General features: G+C 67.3%; 21 protein-coding genes. 10 read left to right on the forward strand and 11 right to left on the reverse strand.

What is annotated here, in order from left to right; all coding sequences use genetic code 11:
• Window positions 1-6: 6 nt before the first annotated feature.
• Genes ABID41_RS13025 through ABID41_RS13040 form a run of 4 tightly spaced genes read left to right on the forward strand, consistent with a single transcriptional unit; the run spans window position 7 to window position 2,851 of the window.
• Complete coding sequence (locus ABID41_RS13025; protein WP_331927776.1) at window positions 7-783, forward strand: TatD family hydrolase; 777 nt, start codon at window positions 7-9, stop codon at window positions 781-783.
• Complete coding sequence (locus tag ABID41_RS13030) at window positions 780-1,601, forward strand: MBL fold metallo-hydrolase (RefSeq protein ID WP_331927778.1); 822 nt, start codon at window positions 780-782, stop codon at window positions 1,599-1,601. The genes ABID41_RS13025 and ABID41_RS13030 overlap by 4 nt, the downstream gene beginning before the upstream one ends.
• 10 nt (window positions 1,602-1,611) lie before the next feature.
• Window positions 1,612-2,205, forward strand: coding sequence for a formyltransferase family protein (locus ABID41_RS13035; protein WP_354298073.1), 594 nt, complete (start codon window positions 1,612-1,614; stop codon window positions 2,203-2,205).
• Between the two features lie 49 nt (window positions 2,206-2,254).
• Entirely contained in the window at window positions 2,255-2,851 is a 597-nt protein-coding gene (locus tag ABID41_RS13040) for a cation transporter (RefSeq protein ID WP_354297805.1), read from the forward strand.
• On the opposite strand, the gene ABID41_RS13045 is transcribed toward ABID41_RS13040, so the two are convergent.
• From ABID41_RS13045 to ABID41_RS13060, 4 genes are all read right to left on the reverse strand, one after another.
• Window positions 2,848-3,393, reverse strand: coding sequence for a cytochrome b (locus ABID41_RS13045; protein ID WP_331927784.1), 546 nt, complete (start codon window positions 3,391-3,393; stop codon window positions 2,848-2,850). The two genes, ABID41_RS13040 and ABID41_RS13045, sit on opposite strands and share 4 nt — an antisense overlap.
• 64 nt (window positions 3,394-3,457) lie before the next feature.
• The gene (locus ABID41_RS13050) at window positions 3,458-4,720 is read right to left on the reverse strand and encodes a TolC family protein (protein WP_354297806.1); all 1,263 of its coding nucleotides are present in this window, start codon (window positions 4,718-4,720) and stop codon (window positions 3,458-3,460) included.
• The gene (locus ABID41_RS13055; RefSeq protein WP_331929366.1) at window positions 4,717-7,803 is read right to left on the reverse strand and encodes an efflux RND transporter permease subunit; all 3,087 of its coding nucleotides are present in this window, start codon (window positions 7,801-7,803) and stop codon (window positions 4,717-4,719) included. The genes ABID41_RS13050 and ABID41_RS13055 overlap by 4 nt, the downstream gene beginning before the upstream one ends.
• A gap of 3 nt (window positions 7,804-7,806) precedes the next feature.
• Window positions 7,807-8,847: an efflux RND transporter periplasmic adaptor subunit gene (locus ABID41_RS13060; RefSeq protein ID WP_331929368.1), complete on the reverse strand. Its 1,041-nt coding sequence runs from the start codon at window positions 8,845-8,847 to the stop codon at window positions 7,807-7,809.
• 157 nt (window positions 8,848-9,004) lie between these two features.
• On the opposite strand from ABID41_RS13060, the gene ABID41_RS13065 reads away from it, so the two are divergent.
• Genes ABID41_RS13065 through ABID41_RS13075 form a run of 3 tightly spaced genes read left to right on the forward strand, consistent with a single transcriptional unit; the run spans window position 9,005 to window position 11,720 of the window.
• On the forward strand, window positions 9,005-9,646 hold the full coding sequence (locus ABID41_RS13065) for a response regulator transcription factor (RefSeq protein ID WP_435530022.1): 642 nt from the start codon (window positions 9,005-9,007) through the stop codon (window positions 9,644-9,646).
• Entirely contained in the window at window positions 9,646-11,004 is a 1,359-nt protein-coding gene (locus ABID41_RS13070) for an ATP-binding protein (RefSeq protein ID WP_331929370.1), read from the forward strand. The genes ABID41_RS13065 and ABID41_RS13070 overlap by 1 nt, the downstream gene beginning before the upstream one ends.
• A 14-nt stretch (window positions 11,005-11,018) precedes the next feature.
• Entirely contained in the window at window positions 11,019-11,720 is a 702-nt protein-coding gene (locus ABID41_RS13075) for a VIT1/CCC1 transporter family protein (protein WP_331929372.1), read from the forward strand.
• A gap of 9 nt (window positions 11,721-11,729) precedes the next feature.
• On the opposite strand, the gene ABID41_RS13080 is transcribed toward ABID41_RS13075, so the two are convergent.
• The gene (locus ABID41_RS13080) at window positions 11,730-11,888 is read right to left on the reverse strand and encodes a hypothetical protein (protein ID WP_331929374.1); all 159 of its coding nucleotides are present in this window, start codon (window positions 11,886-11,888) and stop codon (window positions 11,730-11,732) included.
• 347 nt (window positions 11,889-12,235) lie between these two features.
• On the opposite strand from ABID41_RS13080, the gene chrA reads away from it, so the two are divergent.
• Window positions 12,236-13,633: a chromate efflux transporter gene (chrA, locus tag ABID41_RS13085; protein WP_331929376.1), complete on the forward strand. Its 1,398-nt coding sequence runs from the start codon at window positions 12,236-12,238 to the stop codon at window positions 13,631-13,633.
• Here chrA and ABID41_RS13090 read toward each other — a convergent pair.
• Complete coding sequence (locus tag ABID41_RS13090) at window positions 13,630-14,868, reverse strand: SulP family inorganic anion transporter (protein WP_354297807.1); 1,239 nt, start codon at window positions 14,866-14,868, stop codon at window positions 13,630-13,632. The two genes, chrA and ABID41_RS13090, sit on opposite strands and share 4 nt — an antisense overlap.
• Window positions 14,869-14,916: 48 nt before the next feature.
• Window positions 14,917-15,216: a helix-turn-helix domain-containing protein gene (locus ABID41_RS13095; RefSeq protein ID WP_354297808.1), complete on the reverse strand. Its 300-nt coding sequence runs from the start codon at window positions 15,214-15,216 to the stop codon at window positions 14,917-14,919.
• Between the two features lie 386 nt (window positions 15,217-15,602).
• On the opposite strand from ABID41_RS13095, the gene ABID41_RS13100 reads away from it, so the two are divergent.
• Together ABID41_RS13100 and ABID41_RS13105 are read left to right on the forward strand one after the other, a co-directional pair.
• The gene (locus tag ABID41_RS13100; protein WP_331929382.1) at window positions 15,603-16,460 is read left to right on the forward strand and encodes a PEPxxWA-CTERM sorting domain-containing protein; all 858 of its coding nucleotides are present in this window, start codon (window positions 15,603-15,605) and stop codon (window positions 16,458-16,460) included.
• 150 nt (window positions 16,461-16,610) lie between these two features.
• Window positions 16,611-17,009, forward strand: a complete 399-nt coding sequence (locus ABID41_RS13105) for a GFA family protein (RefSeq protein ID WP_331929383.1) — start codon at window positions 16,611-16,613, stop codon at window positions 17,007-17,009.
• Window positions 17,010-17,079: 70 nt separating this feature from the next.
• Here the strand turns inward: ABID41_RS13105 and ABID41_RS13110 are convergent, their stop codons facing one another.
• The 4 genes from ABID41_RS13110 to kdpC all read right to left on the reverse strand — a co-directional run bounded on the left by ABID41_RS13110 (window position 17,080) and on the right by kdpC (window position 21,833).
• Window positions 17,080-17,685 carry a YitT family protein gene (locus tag ABID41_RS13110; RefSeq protein WP_354297809.1) on the reverse strand — a complete coding sequence of 202 codons (606 nt, stop codon included), beginning with the start codon at window positions 17,683-17,685 and terminating at the stop codon, window positions 17,080-17,082.
• A 199-nt stretch (window positions 17,686-17,884) separates the two neighbouring features.
• Window positions 17,885-18,574 (reverse strand): winged helix-turn-helix domain-containing protein, encoded by a 690-nt coding sequence (locus tag ABID41_RS13115; RefSeq protein WP_354297810.1) that lies wholly within the window; start codon window positions 18,572-18,574, stop codon window positions 17,885-17,887.
• On the reverse strand, window positions 18,571-21,246 hold the full coding sequence (locus ABID41_RS13120; protein ID WP_354297811.1) for a sensor histidine kinase KdpD: 2,676 nt from the start codon (window positions 21,244-21,246) through the stop codon (window positions 18,571-18,573). Before ABID41_RS13120 ends, ABID41_RS13115 begins: the two co-directional genes overlap by 4 nt.
• The gene (kdpC, locus tag ABID41_RS13125) at window positions 21,243-21,833 is read right to left on the reverse strand and encodes a potassium-transporting ATPase subunit KdpC (RefSeq protein ID WP_354297812.1); all 591 of its coding nucleotides are present in this window, start codon (window positions 21,831-21,833) and stop codon (window positions 21,243-21,245) included. Before kdpC ends, ABID41_RS13120 begins: the two co-directional genes overlap by 4 nt.
• Window positions 21,834-21,835: the final 2 nt, after the last annotated feature.

Raw genomic sequence — 21,835 nt, forward strand, 5'->3', positions numbered from 1 at the left:
TTCCACATGCTGATCGACAGCCACGTCAACCTGCACGCCCACCAGTTCGACGAGGACCGGGCCGCGGTCATCGAACGCGCCTGGGCCGCCGGCATCGGCCTGATGGTGAATATCAGCGACAAGATCTCCGGCTTTGCGGCGGTCCGCGCCGTCGCCGACCATCCGGACATCTGGTGCACCGTCGGCACACATCCGCACGAGGCCAAGGAGAATCCGGACCTCACGCCGCAGGACGTCATGGCGTTGGCCGCCGATCCGCGCGTGGTCGGGATCGGCGAGACCGGCCTCGACTTCCACTATGACCTCAGCCCCCGCGACATCCAGGCCAAGGTGTTCCGGGCCCATGTGGCCGCGGCGCGCGAAACCGGCCTGCCATTGATCGTCCATACCCGCGAGGCCGACGAAGTCATGGGCGCGATCCTCGAGGAGGAGTTCGCCCGCGGCCCCTTCAAGATGCTCATGCACTGCTACACCTCCGGCGCGGAGCTCGCGCGGCGGGCGGCGGCCCTGGGCGCCTGGTTCTCGGTGTCGGGCATCGCGACCTTCAAGGCGGCGCAGGATGTTCGCGACGTGATCGCCGACATGCCGGCCGACCGGATCATCGTCGAAACCGACTGTCCCTATCTCGCTCCCGTTCCGCACCGGGGCCGGCGCAACGAGCCGGCTTATCTTCCCGCCGTGCTCGCCAAGCTCGCGGAAATCCGCGGCTGGTCGCTGGACGAGGCCGAGCAGAAGACCGAAGACGCGTTCTTCGCCCTGTTTGATCGGATTCCCCGCCCATGACAGCAACCCTCGAATTCACGATCCTGGGCTGCGGCTCTTCCGGCGGGGTGCCGCGCGCGGACGGAGACTGGGGGGCCTGCGACCCGGCCAATCCGAAGAACCGCCGGCGCCGCTGCTCGCTGCTGGTGCGCCGTCGGGGCGAGAGCCCGGAAACCGAAACCACCCTGATCGTCGACACATCGCCGGATCTCGTCTGGCAGACATCTCAGGCCGGGGCCAAGCGCTTGGACGCGGTGCTGTTCACCCACGACCACGCCGACCAGACCCATGGCGTCGACGACATCCGCGCCTTCTTCATCCGCCAGCGCGCGCGGATCGACTGCCACATGGACGAGGCGACCGCCGCGACCATGAAGAGCCGCTTCGGCTACGTCTTTGAGGGAGACGCTGGATATCCCGCTATCGGCAGGATCTGCGTCTTACCTGCCCATGGTGACGATTGGCGGGTGGATGGGCCCTCCGGAGCGGTGCCTGTAAGGACTTTCGAGCAGGACCATGGGCCTGTGAAGTCTATCGGCTATCGCTTTGGCGACGTTGCTTATTCGAGCGACGTCGTTGCTCTGGACGACAGGGCGATGGAAGCCTTGCAGAATCTCGACGTTTGGATCGTCGATGCGCTGCGCTGGAGGCCGCATCCGACCCACGCTCACGTCGATTTGGCCCTTCAATGGGCAGATATCCTGCGGCCTCGGCGCGTAATCCTGACGAACATGCACGTCGATCTCGATTTCGACGACCTGGCTTCCAAGCTCCCGCCCGGTGTCGAGCCGGCCTATGACGGCCTCAGGTTCGAACATGATGTGGGTGGCAAAAATTGACGACGAATCAATGCTTAATCTAGGATTTCTCGCATCTCGCAACGGCTCGGCCATGCGGGCGATCATTTCGGCCATCGAATCCGGCGACCTCCAGGCCCGTCCGCTGATCGCGGTGAGCAATAATCGAAAGGCCGCCGCCCTCGAATTCGCGGCCGCGCACGGCGTCGCCACCGCGGTGATTCCGACCCAGGCGGACCCGGTCGCCGCCGACGAGATGCTGGCGCAAGCCCTTGAAAACGCAGGTGTCGAACTCGTTGTGCTGTCGGGCTACCTGCGTCGGCTTGGGCCGCGCACCCTCGCGCGCTACCAGAACCGGATCCTGAACATCCACCCTGGCCTGCTGCCCGAATTCGGCGGCGAGGGCATGTACGGCCGCAAGGTCCACGAGGCCGTGATAGGGGCCGGCGCGGGGGCCAGCGGCGCCACGATCCACCTCGTCGACGAGATCTACGACCACGGTCCGATCGTCGACCGGCGCACGGTCCCGGTGCACGCGGGAGACACGCCCGAGAGCTTGGAAGCCCGCGTGACGGCCATGGAACCGGGGTTCTTCATCGACACTCTGAGACGTATCGCCGCGGGCGATCTGGAACTGCCAAGCTGACAGGTCCTTGTGCAACGGCCATCTTGCGGCCGCAGCCGTGGGGGACGAGATGCACGACCAAAGCGATTTGCAGCGAACGGTTCGCTTGGTCGCCATCCTCAACTTCGCGTATTTTGGCGTCGAGTTAGCCGCCGCTCTGTCGATTCACAGCGTCTCGCTGCTCGCCGACAGCGCCGATTTCTTCGAAGACGCGGCGGTGAATTTCCTGATCTTCGCCGCGCTTGGATGGAGCGCCCGCAAGCGGGCCAAAGTCGGCATGCTGCTGGCTGGGGTGCTTCTGGTTCCGGCTATCGCCTTCGTCCTGACGCTCGTGCACAAGCTCCAGACGCCGACCCCGCCAGTCCCCGAAATCCTTACCCTGACCGGTCTTGGGGCGATGTGCGTCAACCTCTACTGCGCGTTCAGGCTGGCCAGGTTCCGGCATCATGGCGGCAGCCTGACCAAGGCGGCCTTCCTCTCGGCCCGCAACGACGTGCTGGCCAATGTGGCGATCGTCGGCGCCGGGCTTGCGACCTTGGCGACCCACTCGATCTGGCCGGACATCGTCGTCGGGGCCGGGATCGCCCTCATGAATCTCGACGCCGCCAAGGAGGTGCTCGAAGCGGCCCGTGACGAGCACCGGCAGGCCGAGGAAGCACAGCCCTAGCTGCGGGCCCAGAGCATCCGCACCAGCGTCCGGTCGCGATCGACCACCAGATGCTTGAGCGCGCCGCCCACATGCAGGGCGATCAGCGGCCAGAAGAGCTTGGCGGCCGCCTTGTGGACCACCTCACCCGCCTCATGCAGCCAGCCGACGCGCCCGAATGGATTCGGGATGGCGAACCAATCGAAGACGGCGAGCGGCCGCCCCGTCGACAGCACGGTGAGCGGGCCGCTCACGATGAGGGCCAGGACCATCAGCAGGAAGACGACGTGCACCGCGGTTCCCAGGCGGCGGAGCCACAGGTTGCGTTCGAGCGATTCCGGATGCGGCTGCGAAAAGCTCCAGAAGAGGCGCGTCGCAAGGAAGGTGATGAACAACAGTCCGACCGACACGTGGGTCGCCTGCGCAGCGATCTGGTCCGGCCGAGTCGTGGCTTCCTCCATCTGCTCTCCGAGCAGGTAGAGCGTGATCACCCCGACGGCCGAAACCCAATGAAGAGCGATCGCGATCCAGCCATAGGCCTGGCGGGTATTGATCAGCGACATTTGGCGACCTCCTCTGGTCTCTGGGCAGCTTCTGCACTGGACACGAGCTCTTCCTTGATCTCCATCAATGAGGCGCTTCCTCCGAAAGCCAGAGCTCGTGCGCATCGAGCGCCAGCTTCAGCATCGCGCCCTGGGCGGCGGCTCGGGCGGCAAGTTCGGCCCGAGCGGCTTCGAAGGATTGGCGGCGAGCGGCGATAAGGTCGGTCAGGTCGCGCTCACCGAGTTCGTAGGCGCGCGCAACGCGTCCGGCGGCCTGCGCCGCAGCGACCGCGGCCTCCTGGGCGCGGGACCAGCCCGCTAGACCAGACCTCACCTTGGCGACATCATCGCGTCCGCCTGCCTCGACGTCGCGGACGACCATCAGGTAACGTGCCTCGGCGGCCGAAGCGGCCGCCGCCTGGCGGTCTGCGGTCGCGGACCGGCCAGAGCCCCCGAATGGAATGCTGACGGTAAGCCCTGCGCCGGTCTCCGCGCCGCCACGCTCATCGAACACGCGCAGGCCCACGGTCGGGTCCGGCCGCCGGTCCAGCCTGGCTCGGCGCGCCAGGGCCGCGTCGCGATCGGCGAACGCCCTGGCGATGAGGATCTCATGGCTGCGCTCCATGACGACAGGAACCCACGCATCCAGCGGGCGAGTTGGGGCCACAGGCGCCGGAAGCACCGGCGCCTGTGTGGGCGCCAGGCCGGGATAGAGCATGTCGAGACTCGCGCGAGCGGCTTCCGCACGGCCCTGCGTTTCGGCGAGCAAGGCGTGAGCTCTGGCCAGGGCGGCCTGGGAAAGCTCAAGCTCGAGCACCGAAGCGTCCTGAAGCTCCACGCGCCGCCTGAGCGCGGCGACCTCCTTCTCGCCGACGGCGATCTCCTCGCGGTCGATCAGCACCTGGCCTTCGGCTTGCAGCCATTCGATCCACAGAGCGCCGAGGCGCAGCGAAGCTTGGTGGCGCGCATCGTCGACGCCGTCGCGCGCGGCCAGGGCGCCGGCCTCGCCAGCCTTGAGATCGAAGGCGCGCTTGCCCGGCAAACGGAGGGCGCGGCTGGCCTGCAGCGACCACTCGGAATAGTCGCCTTCGCCCCGCACCGAACGACGGTCGCCGGTGAGGCCGAAGGTCGTCTCGTACGGGCCGGCGGCCAGGCCGCGATGCTCGGCTTCCGCGCGGCGGGCCATGGCGCGGGCCTCGCCGAGCTCGGGCGAAGCGTCCAGCACCGCGAGAATCTGTGCGTCCTGCGGCAGGAAGGCCGGTCGCGCCCAGCCCGGCTCGGACGAAGCGGCGGGCGCAGCGCAGGCCAGCGTCACACCGGCCGCGGCGGCGAGGAGAAGGGCTTTCACGTTTCGGACTCCAGGATGGCCGCTCCGGGCTCCACGCCGAACTGGCGATAGAGGATGGGCAGCAGGATCAGGGTGAGCAGGGTCGAGCTGATCAGGCCGCCGACCACGACGATCGCCAGTGGACGCTGGATCTCCGAGCCGGGGCCGGTGGCCGTGAGCAGGGGAACGAGGCCCAAGGCCGTGATGCTGGCGGTCATCAGGACCGGGCGCAGACGGCGGCGGGAGCCCTCGGTGACGGCCACCGCTACGTCTCGGCCTCGCTGGACCAACTCGTTGAAGTGCGAGACCAGCACGAGCCCGTTCAGGACCGCGATGCCGAGAAGGGCGATCAGGCCCACCGAGGCGGGCACCGACAGGTACTCGCCTGACGCCCACAGGGCGACGATCCCCCCGATCAAGGCGAAGGGGATATTGGCCAGGATCAGCAGCGATTGGCGCACCGACTTTAGGCTGATGAAGAGAACAAGGAAGATCAGGGCCAGCGCCATCGGCACCACGATGCCCAAGCGGGCGGCCGCCCGTTTCTGGTTCTCGAACTGCCCGCCCCAGGCGATGCGGTAACCAGGGGGCAGGGGGACGTCGCGGGCGACGTTGGCCTGAGCCTCCTTGACGAAGCCGACGAGGTCGCGGCCCGAGACGTAGGCCTGGATCACGGCGAAACGGGAGGCGTTCTCCCGGTCAATCTTCACCGGCCCTTCGCGACGCTGCACACGGGCGATGTCGCCGGCGCGAAGAAGGCCGCCGTCGGGCGTAGCGATCTGGGCTTGCTCGAAAAGCAGCGGATCTTCACGCAGCTCCTGCGGTCCGCGGACCAGGATCGGCGTGCGCTTGCCCTGCTCGAAGACCACGCCGGCCGGCGTGCCCTCCAGTTGGGCGCGAAGCTCCTGCTGCAACTCTTGCGCCGACAGGCCAGCTCGCACCGCCGCCGCACGGTCGACATCGAGCTGCAGGTAGGCCACGCCATCGCCGGCCACGGTGTAGACGTCAGATGCGCCGCGGGTCTTCTTCAGGGTTTCCTCGATGCGACCGGCCAGATCGTCGAGCGTCTTGAGGTCCGGGCCGAACACCTTCACAGCTAGGTCGCCGCGGCTGCCGGTCAGCATCTCCGACACCCGCATCTCGATCGGCTGGGTGAAGGTGGCGTCGACGCCGGGGAACTGAGCGGCGACCTTGCGGATCTCTTCGGTCAGCCAGACCTTGTCCTGCTTTCGCCAGTCCTTGCGGTCGGCCAGGACCAGGAAGCTGTCGGTTTCGTTGAGCCCCATCGGATCGAGGCCCAGCTCGTCGGAGCCCACGCGGGCGACGATGCGCTTGACCTCCGGCACCTGAGCCAGAATGGCGCGCTGGACCGCCATGTCCTGCTCGGCGCTGGCGTCGAGGTTGATCGAGGGCAGCTTGGCGAGCTGCATGAGGATCGCGCCCTCGTCCATGGTCGGCATGAAGCTCTTTCCGATCAGGACATAGGCGACGGCGGCAAGGGCCACCCCGGCGCCCGCTGCGGCGAACACCGGCTTGGGTTTGGCCAGCGCCTTGACGAGCTGCCGTTCGTAGAAGGGGCCGATCCGGCGCATGACCCAGGACTCCCGATGCGGGTGGGCCTTGAGCAGCAGCGATGCCAGGACCGGGATCACCGTGAAGGACAGGAAGAGCGAGGAGCCCAGGGCGAAGACGATCGTCAGGGCGACAGGCGCAAACAGCTTCCCCTCCAGGCCCTGCAGGCTGAGCAGGGGCAGGAAGACGAGGCAGATGATCAGGACGCCAGAGGCCACCGGCGCCGCGACCTCGGCGACCGCCTCATAAATCACGTGCAACCGGCGCGAGCTCTTGATGGCGGGGTCGTGCAGTCGCTCGACGGTGTTTTCGACCACTACGACGGCCGCATCGACCAGCATGCCGATGGCGATGGCCAAACCGCCCAGACTCATCAAATTGGCCGAGAGGCCGAAGGTCCGCATCAGCAGGAAGGTGGTCAGGGCCGACAACGGCAGGGTGACCGCCACCACGGCCGCTGCGCGAAGGTCGCCGAGGAAGATCAGCAGCAGGATCACCACCAGCACGGTGGCTTCCAGCAGGGCCTTGTTCACCGTACCGGTGGCGCGCTCGATCAGCTCCGAGCGGTTGTAGAAGGGCGAGACCTTCACGCCGGCGGGCAAGGAGGGTTCGATCTCTTTCAGCCTCGCCTCCACCAACCTGACGACGGACTTGGCGTCAGCGCCTCGCAGGGCGATGACGATGGCCTCTGCGGCCTCGCCCTTGCCATTCTGCGTAACCGCGCCATAGCGGGTGAGGGCGCCTTCGCGCACATCGGCCAGGTCACCGAGGCGGGCCGTTCCGCCGCCGGGCAACGCCACGGCCGTCTCGCGCAGGTCGTCCAGACTGGCGATCGCACCGGCGACGCGCACCACCAGGGCCTCCTCGCCCTCGCTCAGCCGGCCCGAGCCGTCATTGCGGTTGGAGGCGGGGATTGCGTCGACGATCGCCTGGGCGGTCACGCCCGACGCCGCCAGTGCGGCGGGATCCGGCGAAACCTCGAAGGTCCGCGCCCGGCCGCCGAGGACGTTGACGTCGGCCACGCCAGGCAGGCCGCGCAGGGCCGGGCGAATGGTCCAGTCCAGCAGGGTCCGCTTCTGTTCGAGCGTCAGGCCGTCGCCCTCGATCGTGAACATGAAGACGTCCGAAAGCGGCGTCGAAATCGGCGACAGGCCGCCGCTGACTCCGCCCGGCAGGGCGTTCATGGCGTTGGAGAGACGCTCCGCGGTCTGCTGGCGCGCCCAATAGACGTCCGCGCCCGGTTCGAAATCGATCGTCAGGTCGGCGATCGCGTACTTGGCCGTCGAACGCAGCATGGCTTGCCGGGGGATGCCCAGCAGCTCCATCTCCAGCGGCGTGATGACCTGGCTCTCGACCTCCTCGGGGGTCATGCCCGGCGCCTTGAGGATGATCTTCACCTGGGTCGGCGAGATGTCGGGAAAGGCGTCGACCGGGAGCTTCAGGAAGGCGTTGGCCCCCAGCCCCACCAAGGCGATGGCCAGGACGGCCGCCAGCAGACGCTGCGAGAGCGCGAAGGCGATCAGTTTGCGCATCGCCTACTGTCCCGCCGCCGACTTCAATTGGGCCGCGCCGTTGGCCGCGACCTTGGCCGCGACGGGCAGGCCGGTGACCACGGCGTCAAGCCCCGCAGCCCCGATCACCTTGACCGGCATGGCCTGATAGCCTGCCGACGTGCGTACAAAGACCCGCGCCCCGGCGGCGTCCTGGACCAAGGCCGCGCGTGGGATCACCTGGGCGCCGGCTGGAGCCGGGTTCATCAGGGTGACCGAGACCGTTTGTCCCGGAACCACGCCGGCGCCGCCTTCGAGCTCGGCGCGCAACGGCAGGGAGCGGGTGCGAGGATCGATGCTGGCGCCGACTGCGACGACGCGGCCGTTCGTGTTTCCGACACGGACCGGATAGCCGACCTTCATCCTCTGGCCGACGGCAGGCGAGATCCTGGCCTCGACCCAAAGCTTGTCGGTCCGATCGATCACGACGGCCGAGGCCATCGCGTCGAGCCCGCCGCCAGGCTGAACGTTCAGGGCCGCGACGCGGCCGGCGATCGGCGCGCGGAGCACATATTCCCCGGCCTGGCCGCCCGCGCCAGCCAGCAGTCGCCGCCGCTCATTAACCATGGCCCGGGCTTGCGCGGAGCGAGCCTCCGCTTCCTCGGCGCGGGCGCCGGCGATGACGCCTTCCTTGGCCAGTTGGCGGGTCCGGCGGGCCGCAGCGTCCGCGACGCGCAGTTCGGCCTGGCTCTGGGCCAGTTCGGAGGAAACGGCCAGGGCGTCGCGGCTGAACAGGGTGACCAGCGGCGCGCCAGCCTTCACCGCCTGTCCCTCCAGGACGTGCACGCGCAGTGCGGCGCCAGCGAACGGCGCAGCGACGACGCGGCGATCGTTCAAGGGCGGGGTCACTGTGGCGGGAACCGCGGCGATGGGCGCCCCCGAGGCCGGCCGCGCCGTCGCCAGGGTGATCCCCATCGCCTTCGCCTGAGTGGCGGTGACGGCGATCGGCCGGGTCGCGGGCGTGGCGGAGGTAGCGGACAGCATCAGGGCCGCGAACGCGACGAGGCTGGAGCGGACGGGGGGCATGGACTCCTCGGGGTTTTGATCACTCCCCATGCGCCGTCAGGCTGAAGCCCGCCTGAAGCGAAGCTGAAGTGAAGCTGACAGCAGCGAAATCAGTTTCGTTTCAGCCACCGGTGCTACAACGGCTCCGCTTTCAGGGAGTCCGCCCATTCGCATCCTTCTGGTCGAAGACGATCACGAGATCGCCCGCCGCCTGGGCGGCGCGCTGACCGAGGCCGGGTTCGTGGTGGAGAGCGCGGGCGATGGCGAGACGGGGCTTCTGCTGGGCCAGACCAACGACTTCGACGCCGTGGTGCTGGACCTGGGCCTCCCGCTGCTGTCGGGGATCGAGGTTCTCAAGCGCTGGCGCCGGGAAGGACGCGACATGCCCGTGCTGATCCTGACGGCGCGCGACGCCTGGACCGATCGGGTGGACGGCCTGAACGCCGGGGCCGACGACTACCTGGGCAAGCCATTTCAGAACGCCGAGGTGGTGGCTCGCCTGCGGGCCCTGACCCGGCGCTCGGCGGGACGGTCCTCGCCGGTCATCGAGCGGGGCGACATCGTCCTCGATCCGGTGGCCGGAACCGTGCGGCGCGGCGACCAGGTCGTCGAGCTGACCGCGCGCGAACTCAAGGTGCTGGCCTATCTGATGCACCGGGCCGGACGGCTGGTCTCGCAAGCCGAACTGATCGATCACGTCTACAGCCTGGACGAGACGCGAGAGTCCAACACGATCGAGGTCTATGTCGGTCGCCTGCGCAAGAAACTGGGCAAGGACGCGATCCGCACCATTCGCGGCCTGGGATACAAGTTCGCCTGATGCGCGACCTTTGGACCAGCTTCCGCACCCGCCTGATCGCCGGCGCCGTGATCTGGATCATCGCGGGCCTGGCCGTGAGCGGCTTCCTGCTGTCGGAACTGTTTCGCGCGCACGTGACCCAGCAGTTCGACGACGAGTTGCACGGCCATGCGGCTGAGCTCGCCGCATTGATCGGGGTCGAGCCTGACGGCGAACTCATCCTACACAGGCGTCTCAGCGACCCTCGCTTCCTGCCCAAGGATTCCGGCTTCTACTGGCGGGTCGAGTCCGAGGGCGGCGCCGGGATCGGCTCGCCGTCGCTGGCCGGCCAGCGGCTGCCGATGCCTGAACCGTTCCCGCCGCCGGGGACGGAGCGCCACGTCTTCGTCGAGGGGCCATCGGGGCAATTACGCCTGGTGGAGCGCTCGGTCTCCATGCCCGGCGCGCCGCTGCTGCGGATCGGCATCGGGGCCGACCAGCGCCTGCTCGACCAGGTGCTGACGCATTTCAACTGGACCCTGTTCCTGTCGCTGACGATCATCGCCCTGGGCTTGGTGGGCGCCGCGATCCTGCAGGTCTGGTTCGGCCTGCGTCCGCTTTCACGCATGCGCGGGGCGCTGGCGGCGGTGCGCACTGGCCGCGCCAGCCGGCTGCCCGAGGATCTGCCGAGCGAGGTTTTGCCGCTGGCGGTCGACCTCAACGCCCTCTTGGAAGCCAACCTCGAAATGTTGCGCCGGGCCAGGACCCAGGCCGGCAACCTAGCCCATGCCCTCAAGACGCCGCTAGCGATCCTGGTCGACGAGGCCGAGAGGTTGCGGGCGGCGGGCCAGACCGAGGCCGCTGACGTGGTCAGCCTGCAGTGCGAGCGTATGCGCCGCCAGATCGACTACCAGATCGCCCGCGCTCGCGCCGCAGCGCTCAAGCGGGCCCCGGGCGTCGCGGCCGAGGTCGGCGTGACGCTGGAGCCATTGGTCTCGGCCATGTCGCGCCTGCACGGACGGCGCGGCGTGACCTACAAGGTCCAGTGCGCGCCGGGCCTGATCGTCGCGGTCGATCCCCAGGACCTGAGCGAGATCCTCGCCAACATCCTCGACAATGCCGGCAAGTGGGCGAAGTCCGTCGTCCAGATCACCGCGCGTGGAGCTGGGGAGGAGAGGGTCGAGATCGTCATCGACGACGATGGAGCCGGCCTGCCGCCGGAGAGCTACGAGCACGTCTTCGGCGTGGGCGAACGGCTGGACGAGCGAATGCCCGGGCATGGCCTGGGCCTGGCGATCGTGAGGGATCTGGTAGGCCTCTATGAGGGACAGGTCGAACTGGACGCTTCGCCGCTTGGTGGACTTCGTGTGATCCTGTCGTTCAGGAAACTTGAAGCGTAAGGCAAGGGGGCGCAATGCGCGCGGTTCATGGACACATCGAGCGCCACAAGGTGTCGCGGATCGGCTGGCTCCGCGCCGCCGTGCTCGGAGCCAATGACGGCTTGGTCTCTACAGCGAGCCTGATCGTGGGCGTGGCCTCGGCGGCGAAGTCGCCAAGCGAGGTCGTGGTGGCGGGCGTCGCGGCGATGGTCGCCGGCGCCATGTCGATGGCCGCCGGCGAGTACGTCTCGGTCAGCTCCCAGGCGGATACGGAAAAGGCCGAACTCGCCCGCGAGGTCCAGGAACTGCGCGACCTGCCGGACGCTGAGCTGGAGGAACTCACGCAGATCTATGTGAATCGCGGCGTCGAGCCCGAGACCGCCCGCCAGGTCGCGGCTCAGCTCATGGCGAAGGACGCCCTCGGCGCGCACGCCAGGGACGAACTCGGCCTCTCGGACCTGACCGGCGCGCGGCCGGTGCAGGCCGCGCTTTCGTCAGCGGCCAGCTTCGCAGCGGGAGCGGTCTTGCCGCTGGCTGTCGCAGTCGCCGCGCCGCGGGGCGTGCTGACGGCGGCCGTTTCCGCAGCTTCGCTGGCCGGTTTGGCGCTGCTGGGCTACGCCGGCGCCAGGACCGGAGGGGCGCAGCCATGGCGAGGTGTCGTGCGCGTCACGCTCTGGGGCGCCCTGGCTATGGCCGTCACCGCGATCATCGGCAACTTCGTCGGGGCGGCGGTCTGACGCCGGCGCCTAGCGCGCGACCTGGATGAAGACCGGGTTCGAATAGAAGCACAGGTCGCTCCAAGGATCCTCGCCGGCCGGGTCGACCTGCGGCTCCAGTTCATCGGTGCTGGAGCCCCGCACCCGCAGATAGAGGTCGCGGCCTGCGGCCTTGAGCGTGTGGCGCATGGTCCGCCGCGGGTTCCCTTGGTGTCCAACGTGCCGGGCTTGAGGGAACTGGTCTGGTAGCCTGGCACATCCATGCCGACCGCGACATTGGGGGCCGCCTCGTTCCTGTTCCGGAACTCGTGCGGCGTGTACGCACCGTAGCCGCCGGCAAATAAGTTTCGCGATCTGGTGCGGCGTTCGTCACATCTACGCCGAGACTGGGCGAAAGAACCCTGGGGCAAGCTACGGAACGAAAGATCGCTCGCTCATGTGACGACAAGCGCTCGACATGTCCGAACCCGCCGGTCACAAGAATCGCGGAGCCAAGGCTGCGCCGCCGGGGTGAAGCGATCAGCGCGAGTGACGCCATGACTGCCCATACCGGCCGGCCTCAAGAGGTCAGCCTCGCGGACGCCACCAAGGTTTGGGCGAAGATCGCGGCCTTGAGCTTTGGCGGGCCGGCGGGCCAGATCGCCGTGATGCACCGCATCCTGGTGGAGGAACGCCGCTGGCTCAGCGAGGGCCGTTTCCTGCATGCGCTCAACTACTGCATGTTGCTTCCGGGCCCCGAAGCGCAGCAACTGGCCATCTATGTCGGCTGGCTGATGCATGGAACGGCCGGCGGGTTCATCGCCGGCCTGCTCTTCGTCGCGCCTGGCTTTCTGGCGATCATGGCCCTGAGCATTCTCTACGCCATGCTGGGGGGCGTGGGCCTGGTGAGCGGACTGTTCTTCGGGCTGAAAGCCGCTGTACTGGCGATCGTCATCCAAGCGGTGGTCCGCGTGGGAAGGCGAGCTCTGAAGAACGGAACGATGGTCGGGGTCGCCGCCGGGGCGTTCCTTGCCCTGTTCGCCTTCGACGTGCCGTTTCCCTTGGTGATTGGTATCGCAGCCCTGATCGGCTTTGTCGGTGGAAGAGCCGGCGCCGATGCATTTCTCGCTGGGGCGGGTAACGGCGCGCCAGCATCGAAGCCTGAGGCTCCCGAGGGCGAGACCTTGCTGGGGGAGGGGACCCCCGCTCACGCGCGGCCGAGCTTCACCTGGTCGATGAAGATCAGCGGCGTTCTGCTCGGGCTCTGGCTCGCTCCGGTTTTGCTGCTGGGCTTTGCATTAGGTTGGGACAACGTCTTTTCGCAGATCGCGGTCTTCTTCTCCAAAATGGCCGTGGTGACCTTCGGCGGCGCCTACGCGGTGCTGGCCTATGTCGCTCAGGAAGCGGTCGACACCTATGGCTGGCTGAGGCCCGGCGAGATGCTCGACGGCCTCGGGATGGCCGAGACGACGCCCGGCCCGTTGATCATGGTCACCCAATTCGTGGGGTTCATGGGAGCTTTCCGCAACGCCGATGATCTGCCGCCGCTGCTGGCTGGCGTGCTGGGCGGTGTGCTGACGACCTGGGTGACCTTCACGCCATGCTTTCTCTGGATCTTCCTCGGCGCGCCGTTTGTCGAGGCGCTGCGGGGCGCCAGGGCGCTCAATGCGGCGCTCGGGGCGATCACCGCGGCCGTCGTCGGCGTGATCCTGAATCTGGCGATCTGGTTCGGAGCACACACGCTTTTCGGCCAGGTGCGTGAAGTTCGGACCCTTTGGGTCAAGATCGATGCGCCTGTCGTCTCGAGCCTCAACCTCGCGGCGCTGCTGCTGACCCTGGCGGCGGCGCTGGCGATCTTCCGTTTCAAAGCGGGGGTCATTCCAGTGCTGCTCACCTGCGCCGCCATCGGCGTCGGCCTGCACTGGATCGGCGTGATTGATTGGCTCGCTAGCTAGTAGCGGCGAGCGGGTCCGAACCTTCGCCAGAGCGCAAAGCCGGCCGCCACAAGACACCCGACAACGATCCCCGCAGTAAGATCGTGCAGGAGCGTGACGGCGAAGGTGGCGATGACGACGGCCGCCGTGCGCCACTGGCCGAGCAGACGCGCGAACTCGGCCCTCTCGGCCATGTTCCAGCAGACCACCAGCAGCACGCCCGCCAACGCGGCCAGCGGCACGTACCCGGCCAGCGGCGCGGCCACGAGCAGGAAACCCAGCAGGAACGCCGAGTGCAGAATGCCGGAGACCGGAGTGCGCGCGCCGGCGCGAACGTTCGTGGCCGTGCGCGCGATGGTTCCTGTGACACTGACCCCGCCAACCAGCGCAGACGCCACGTTTGCTGCGCCCTGGGCGATCAGTTCCATGTTCGAGCGATGCTTGCGGCCGGTCATGGCGTCGGCGACCTTCGCCGACAGGAGGCTCTCGATCGCCCCGAGAAGCGTGAAGGACACCGCCGCTGGCGCAAGGCGCATCACCGACGTCGGATCGAGCGGAGGCAGGGCCGGCGCCAACAGGCCGTGGGGAAGGGCGCCGAAACGACTGCCGATGGTCTCGACCGGGAGGCGCAAGGCCCATGCGACGGCCGACGTCGCGATGACCGCGATCAGCATGCCAGGCCAGGTCGGCCGCAGGCGGCGAAGGCCCAGGATGATCGCGACCGTGCTCATGCCCAGCGCCAGCGCGGTGAGGTTGAGCGTCGGCAGCGCCGCGCCCAGCGCCGCAAGCTTGGGAAGGAATGCGCCAGGCTCGGCGCCTTTCAGATGGAGGCCCGCGAAATCCTTCAACTGACTGGCGGCGATCACTGCCGCGATGCCGCAGGTGAAGCTCACTGTCACCGTGTGGGGCATATATCGAATGAGCGCCCCTATGCGGATTGCGCCGAGCGCCATGAGCATGAGCCCCGACAGCATTACGGCGGTGAGGAGGCCAGAAACGCCGTATTGGGCCACGGTGGAGGCGACCAGGACGATGAAGGCGCCTGCAGGCCCCCCGATCTGCACCCGGCTGCCGCCAAGCGCGGAAACCACGAAGCCGCCGACGATCGCCGCGTAAAGCCCGCGCTCGGGCGAGACACCTGAGGCGACGGCGATGGCCATGGACAACGGTAGAGCCACGATCGCCACGGTGAGCCCGGCAGCTGCGTCAGCTCTGAAGGCGGCAAGGCTGTAGCCCTCGGCAAGTGTGGTCGCCAATTTCGGGCGAACCAGATGAGCCGTGGAAGCGCCGCCGTCTGGCACGTCTTAGGCCTCCACGGTCTCGCGCCGCGACCTCGTTGTCCGCGGCTCCGGCTCGGCTGGATCGCGAAGCCGGACCCCGAGACCGCCGCCCGCGCTTACGCGGTGCTCTCTAATCAACTCGATCCCGTCGCGCTCAAGGGCCGCGACCACCTTGGTCAGGGTTTCCACAACGCCGCGGACGTAACCCTCGCTTGCCTCCATCCTCTGTATGGTCGGCAAGGAAACGCCAGCTCGAGCGGCGAGGGTGCGTTGGTCGATGCCCAGCAGGGCCCGGGCCGCACGCAACTGAGGAGGCGTCAGCATAGACGATGATGTATTTTGCATCAGTTGTGATGGTCAAGCCCCAAGCGGTCGCCGCGCCATACGGTCGCAAGAAACCTCGGCGACCGGTCCGCCATGCAGGCGAGGCCCCCTTGCAGCAGTGAACTGCGAGGAACAGGGCCTGCTTAAGTCGCCAGTGGGCGATCAACCCGTACGGGCGAGGTTTCCGTCACGTATCGCGATTTAGTCGTCGAACGACTGGCGTCGCTAAATATAGCGATCACCTACCACCTAAAGGAGACCTCAATATAGGTGATAGGCGAATATTGGAATGCGCAACATTCACAGGTTGAAATTAAGAAGTTGCCTCATTAACCCTCCGGCGCGCATTCTGACGAACGGCGTTATCCCAAAGGCTGGAGGCTGTTATGAAGAAGCTGCTTTTCGTCGCCGCTTGCGCTGCCGCCATGTTGACGGCTGCCCCCGCTGGAGCGGCTGTGACCCTGCAGATCGTCGATAGTTTCGCGAGGCCCAACGCCTTTGGCCTCGCCTACGACGGCGCCAACATCTGGTGGAGCAACAGCAGCGGCACGATCCACGAGATGACCACTGCCGGGGTCGACACCGGCAAGTCGGTTCAGGGACCCTATTGGTCCGCTCTCGCCTATAACGGCGCGAACTCCAAGCTCGTCGTGATGCAGGGCGCCAACACCATATCCTTCGACCGTCCAGGCGCGGCGGGGATGAACTATGCGAGCCTGAATCCCACGATCACGGGGGTGGCCGGCGGCTATGGCGGCCTGATCGACGGCCTGGATGTCCAGGGATCGACCCTGTGGTGGTCGCCCGATGTCGACAAGGTCTACCATTCGCCGGTCGATGGAAGCGGCGCCCGCACGGAATTCCTTGGAGGCGCGGGCGGATATTCGGGGGTCGAGTACCTCACCGCCGGCGCCACGGACTACATTATCGTGGTCAATGATGCGAGCAGCCCTCGGAGGCTCTGCATACATCAGACAAACGCGGCCGAGGTGGGATGCTCGACCTTGCCCAACAGCCGCTATGAAGACCTCGCCTTCGATGGACGATATCTCTATGCGGCCGATTTCTTCGGACACCGCATCGACAAGATCGATCTGCTCGTCGATGGCGGATCGATCTTCGTTCCCCCGGGCAGCGCCGTTCCCGAGCCGTCGACCTGGGCCATGATGATCGTCGGGCTCGCCGGCCTCGGCGCCATGCTTCGCCGGACCGGCCGCAGGACGCTTATGCAGCGGACGTGCTAGCACTGCTTGCTGATCTGGAGCGTAGGAAACCGGGCAGGGGCCGTGCGAACGTCCCGCCCGGCGGTCGCAGCGACGTTGCATTCCGGTGCGCTTCACGTTCCAGTGGCCATGCCGAGCATGAGCCGACCGGCAATCCGCAAGGGGGAGCGAATGACCGTTCGGACAGGCAGTTGTCTCTGTGGCGCGAGAGCTTACGAGATCGATGGCGACATCGATGGCGTCTGGGTCTGCCACTGTTCACTGTGCCGAAAAGCTTCCGGTTCGAACGGAAACTGGATTCTGATTGTCCCGCGGGATCGCTTTCGATGGATGAAGGGAGAGCATCACGCCGTCACCTTCGCACTGCGCCCGACCTACACGATCACTCGCTGCAAGACCTGCGGCACGCCGCTCCCAGCCGAGTTGGACGCGCGGAATGTCTACGTCACGGCCGGAACGCTCGATGTGCCGCTCGGCAAGGGCGTTCGAACGCACCTGTTCTGCGCTTCGAGGGCAGATTGGGATAGTGATGAGCCTGACGCCCGATTTTTCGATGAGCGTGCGGGTTGACCGCGCCAAGCAGCGCCATATTATTTCTGATAATATTCCTTAGGCGATGAACGACTTAGCCAAGGGTGACTCACCCCATGTACCGCCCCGGCCTGTGGTTGGTGAGCAGCACGACGCTCAGCACGGCCGTACTGATCACGGAGTAAGCAACCGCCCGAGGTCCGATCACCGCCAGGGCTGACAGTACAATCAGCCCGTCGGCAATGAACTGCGTGACTCCGGCCGGGATATGTCGGCGCTCGTGCAGATAGATGATCAGCACACCAAGGCCGCCAACGCTGGCGTGATGGCGAATGACCGCCAGGATGCCGACTCCGCAGAGCGCGCCGCCAAATGCGGCCGCAAATAGCGGATGGATGTCGTCGAGCGTGACGAGCTGCGGAAAGACCAGCGAGAAAATCACCAAGAACGCCGACACCAGCAGCGACTTGAGCGTGAACGGCCAGCCCAGCGTGCGCTGTCCAAACACGAAGAACGGCAGGCTCAGCAGCATGAACAGCACGCCGACGTTCATCTGCGTCAAGTAGGACAGGTTCAGCGCCAGTCCGGCCATCCCTCCGACAACCAGGCCGGCGCTCTTGAGCATCAGCAGCCCGAACGCGGTTAACGCCGACCCGGTGACAAGCGCCAGCCCGTCCTCGTACCAGGCATGAGAGACGTCGATTGTGCTGCTCACCACGCCAAGCCGACCCGAGAATCCCGCCGGCGGCGGGTATGGGCAGCACGTTAGCATGCGTTCGACGTCCTGCTATTGCGCTAGATCAAGCGCGCGGCGGCCGTACTGACGAAGATTGGCGCGCCCGCCCGCGTCCAGCGTCAACGGATGATTGTGACAGTGCGTCCCGAGCCGCCGACGGAACCAGCCGTGCCGCCGCCTATCCCATCCAACGATAGCCGACGCCCGGTTCGGTGAGGATCAGCGTCGGCTGGGCCGGGTCCGGCTCGATCTTCTGGCGAAGCTGGCCGACGAAGACCCGCAGGTACTGCACGTCATGCTCGTGCGCCGGACCCCAGACGGCGGTCAGGAGCTGCTTATGGGTCACCACCTTGCCCGCGCCCCTCACGAGTTGGGCCAGGAGATCGTACTCCCGCGGCGAAAGGCGAATGACTTCACCGGCGCGGGTGACTAGGCGTTTCACAAGATCGACGGTCAGATCCCCCGTCGTGACGATCGGCTCTGCCCCCTCGTCCCGCAGCCGGTGACGGAGCGCGACCCTAAGCCTCGCCAGCAATTCGCCGACGCCGAAAGGCTTTTCGACGTAATCGTCGGCGCCGAGATCCAATGCGTCGATCTTCTCGGTCTCCTTGTCCCGCGCCGAGAGGATCAAGATTGGCCCAGCGTAGAAGGCACGGGCTTTCACCAAGGCCTCCTTGCCGTCCAGGTCCGGCAGGCCGAGGTCGAGAACGACAGCGTCCGGCGCCTTGCGGGCGATTTCCTTGAGCCCCTGGGCCGCGGTGTCGGCGCGAACAGGTTCATAGCCGGCCGCATCGAGGGCCGGCGACAGGAACCGATGGATCTGCGGCTCGTCGTCGATGACCAGGATGCGGGGGCGATAGTCCGTCATAGGAGGCCGACAGGCGTCGCCCGCTCCTTCGGCAAGCTGATCAGAATGCGTGTGCCGCGGCCATCGTGGATCGGCGAGGCGGCGGCGATCCGGCCGCGCATCGCCTCAACGAAGCCCTTTGAGATGGCGAGGCCGAGGCCGGCCCCCTTCCCCCGATCGGTCGACTCGTCCATGCGCCGGAATTTCTCGAACACACGCTCCAGCTCGGACGTGGGGATGCCCCTCCCCTCGTCCTCGATGCTGATCACCACGTTGTTGCGGTCCTCATAGGCCGCGATCTCGATCTTGGCGCCGTCAGGGCTGTAGGCGATGGCGTTTTCCAGGATGTTCACCAGCGCCTGCTCCAGCAACGACGGGTCGGCCATCACCATGGTGACCTTGTCGGGGAAGTCCCACACGACTCGCCGGTTTTCCAGCCGCCGCCGCACGCGATCGACCGCCGCGCGCAGGACGTCGCGTACATCGCTCCACTCCCGCCGCGTCACCAGGGCTCCGCCCTCCAGCCGGGTCATGTCGAGAAGGTCGCCGACATAGCGATTGAGCCGCTCGGCCTCCTCCCGGATCGAGAGCAGGAGGTCGTCGCGGACCTTGGGTTGCAGGGTCTTGCCGTAGTCGATCAGCGTCGTGGCCGACCCCAGCACCGTCGAGAGCGGGGTGCGAAGATCGTGGCTGACCGAATTCAGGAGAGCTGATCGGACTTGGTCGGTCCGGCGCAGAGCCTCGGCGTCGGCGGCGACAGCCGCCAACTCGGCGCGCTCAAGCGCCACGGCCCCTTGGTCGAGCAGGGACGCCACGAAGCGCTCCCCCTCCTCCGTCGCGACGGCCGCCGGTTCAACACCGACCACCCCCGCCCTCGACTTAACCCCCTGTAGCGGACGGAAGGTCCAGCCGACATTGGGCATGGTGCCGGTGCCGGCGCCGGCCGCCTCCCCTTTCTCCCAGGCCCATCGCGCCGCAGCCATGTCTCCCGCCGACAGGGCCGGTCTCGTGGGCGCCGCGGCCGCGAGGAACAGGTCTTCGCTCTGTGGCGTCAGGACGACGGCCTTGCAGCCTGTGGCCGCGGCGAGTTGTTCGGCCAGGGCGGCCGCCGCCTCATCAGCCTTGGCCGCCGAGGACAGCCTGCGCGTCGAGGCCAGGACGGCGGCGATGGCCGAGGCCCGGCGAGCCACCGCACGCGTCTGGTCGCGCACCCGCCCGGTCAGCCAGCCGGTCGTCATCGCGACGGCGAAGAACACCACGAAGGTCAGCACGTCGGCGGCCTGGCCGATGCGCATGGTCAGTCGCGGCTCCAGAAAGAAGAAGTTGTAGGCGAAGGCCGACGCCGCCGCCGCCAGCACCGCCGGCCACAGGCCGAACGCCAGGCCGGAGATCAGCACGCTCAGCATGAAGACCATTGCGAGCTTGCCGCTCTCGACATGGGCGTCGATCAGCCACGAAATTCCAACCGCGAGCGCAACCAGCGCCATCGCGCCGGCGTGGCCGCTCCAGGGCATGTCGTGCAGGTCGCGTCGCGGCTTCGGCTCGGGTTCATGGCCTTCGGCGGTTTCAGTGATGACATGCAGCGCGGCGCCGTCCGCCTCCCCAAGCAAGGCGTTGATCAGGTTGCGACGGAAGGGATTGCGGCGTGTGCGCGCGGTCTTGCCGACGACGATCTGCGTCGTGTTGTTGCGCCGGCCGTAATCGAGCACGGTCGCGACCAGATCATCCCCCGTCAAGGTAATGACCGAGCCGCCGAGCTGTTCGGCAAGCTTCAGCGCATCGCGCAGCTTCTGAGCCTGGACCGCGGAGATCACCGGCGCGTTCGGCCGTTCTACGTGGGCGACGGTCCAGGGTGCGTCCATCATCATGTCGGACAATCGCCGGCCCGCGCGAACCAGGCTGCTGGCCATGGTGTCCGGACCGACCAACACCAGGATCCGCTCGCCGGCGGCCCACGGCCCCTCCACGCCAGCGCGCTTCATGGCGCCGATAAGCTGATCATCGACGGCCTGGGCGGCGCGGCGCAGGACCAGTTCGCGAAGCGCCGTCAGGTTCTCGATCTTGAAGAACCGGTCAGCCGCCAGCCGGGCGGTCTCCGGCACGTAGACCTTGCCCTCCGCCATCCGCTCGCGGAGTTCGGCCGGAGTGATGTCGATCAGCTCGATCTCGTCCGCGCGGGAGAGCGCCAGATCCGGCACCGTCTCTCGCTGACGCACGCCGGTGATCTTCCAGACCACGTCCACCAGGCTTTCGAGGTGCTGGACGTTCAGGGTCGTCCAGACGTCGATGCCCGCCCGCAGCAGTTCCTCGATGTCCTGCCAGCGCTTGGGGTGCCGCGAGCCGGGCGCGTTGGAGTGCGCATACTCGTCGACGAGCAGCAACTCGGGCTTGCGCGCCAATGCGGCGTCCAGATCGAACTCCAGCAGCGTGCGACCACGATGCTCGACCGGCTTGCGAGGCATCACGTCGAGGCCGCGCAGCAGCGACTGAGTTTCCTTGCGGCCATGCGTCTCGACAAGGCCGACAACGACATCGCCGCCCTCGGCCTTTCGGCGTCGGGCGGCGCGCAGCATCTCGTAAGTCTTGCCGACCCCCGGCGACATGCCGAGGAAGACCTTCAGACGTCCCTGGCCGTGAGAGGCTGCGGCCAGGAGCGCATCGGGGTCGGGCCTGCGGGGCTCTTCACCAGTCATCGCGGCGGAGGTTGCATCCTGCCGAAGGCCGCGTCGAGCGCCAGGTTGGTCTCCAGCACGTTCACGCGGGGCTGGCCGAGAACGCCAGCGGTGCGCCCGACGACCTGCCGGTCGATGACCTGCTGGACGCGGTCAACAGGCGCGCCTCGCGCCTGCGCGATCCGAGCCGCCTGAAGCCTGGCGAAGGCCGGGGAGATTTCCGGGTCGAGCCCCGAACCCGAGGCGGTTACGGCATCGGCGGGAATCTCCGCTCCAGCCGCTTCCGGCCGCAGCGCGTCGGCTCGTTCCTTCACCGCCGCGATCAGGTCCTCACTCATCGGGCCGAGATTGGAGCCCGAGGACGACGAGGCGTCATAGCCATCGCTGCCAGCCGCCGAGGGACGGCCATGCAGGTAGGCCGGGCTGGTGAAGTTCTGCCCGACGAAGGCCGAACCCACGACGTGGCCGTCGCGACGGATGAGGCTGCCGCCGGCTTGGCTAGGCATCAGCCCCTGCGCGATGCCGGTGATGGCGAACGGATAGGCCACGCCCAGGATCAGGGTGAAGAGGCCCATGGAGACGAGGGCCGGTCGTATTAGAGCAATCATGG

Origin of the sequence: Phenylobacterium koreense, assembly GCF_040545335.1 — a bacterium.
Taxonomy (GTDB): Bacteria; Pseudomonadota; Alphaproteobacteria; order Caulobacterales; family Caulobacteraceae; genus Phenylobacterium; species Phenylobacterium koreense.

Coding starts and splice junctions, on each gene's coding strand:
- ABID41_RS13025 (WP_331927776.1), top strand. CDS start 7: ATGCTGATCGACAGCCACGTCAACCTGCACGCCCACCAGTTCGACGAG.
- ABID41_RS13030 (WP_331927778.1), top strand. CDS start 780: ATGACAGCAACCCTCGAATTCACGATCCTGGGCTGCGGCTCTTCCGGC.
- ABID41_RS13035 (WP_354298073.1), top strand. CDS start 1,612: ATGCTTAATCTAGGATTTCTCGCATCTCGCAACGGCTCGGCCATGCGG.
- ABID41_RS13040 (WP_354297805.1), top strand. CDS start 2,255: ATGCACGACCAAAGCGATTTGCAGCGAACGGTTCGCTTGGTCGCCATC.
- ABID41_RS13045 (WP_331927784.1), bottom strand. CDS start 3,393: ATGTCGCTGATCAATACCCGCCAGGCCTATGGCTGGATCGCGATCGCT.
- ABID41_RS13055 (WP_331929366.1), bottom strand. CDS start 7,803: ATGCGCAAACTGATCGCCTTCGCGCTCTCGCAGCGTCTGCTGGCGGCC.
- ABID41_RS13060 (WP_331929368.1), bottom strand. CDS start 8,847: ATGCCCCCCGTCCGCTCCAGCCTCGTCGCGTTCGCGGCCCTGATGCTG.
- ABID41_RS13070 (WP_331929370.1), top strand. CDS start 9,646: ATGCGCGACCTTTGGACCAGCTTCCGCACCCGCCTGATCGCCGGCGCC.
- ABID41_RS13075 (WP_331929372.1), top strand. CDS start 11,019: ATGCGCGCGGTTCATGGACACATCGAGCGCCACAAGGTGTCGCGGATC.
- ABID41_RS13080 (WP_331929374.1), bottom strand. CDS start 11,888: ATGCGCCACACGCTCAAGGCCGCAGGCCGCGACCTCTATCTGCGGGTG.
- chrA (WP_331929376.1), top strand. CDS start 12,236: ATGACTGCCCATACCGGCCGGCCTCAAGAGGTCAGCCTCGCGGACGCC.
- ABID41_RS13095 (WP_354297808.1), bottom strand. CDS start 15,216: ATGCTGACGCCTCCTCAGTTGCGTGCGGCCCGGGCCCTGCTGGGCATC.
- ABID41_RS13100 (WP_331929382.1), top strand. CDS start 15,603: ATGAAGAAGCTGCTTTTCGTCGCCGCTTGCGCTGCCGCCATGTTGACG.
- ABID41_RS13105 (WP_331929383.1), top strand. CDS start 16,611: ATGACCGTTCGGACAGGCAGTTGTCTCTGTGGCGCGAGAGCTTACGAG.
- ABID41_RS13115 (WP_354297810.1), bottom strand. CDS start 18,574: ATGACGGACTATCGCCCCCGCATCCTGGTCATCGACGACGAGCCGCAG.
- ABID41_RS13120 (WP_354297811.1), bottom strand. CDS start 21,246: ATGACTGGTGAAGAGCCCCGCAGGCCCGACCCCGATGCGCTCCTGGCC.
- kdpC (WP_354297812.1), bottom strand. CDS start 21,833: ATGATTGCTCTAATACGACCGGCCCTCGTCTCCATGGGCCTCTTCACC.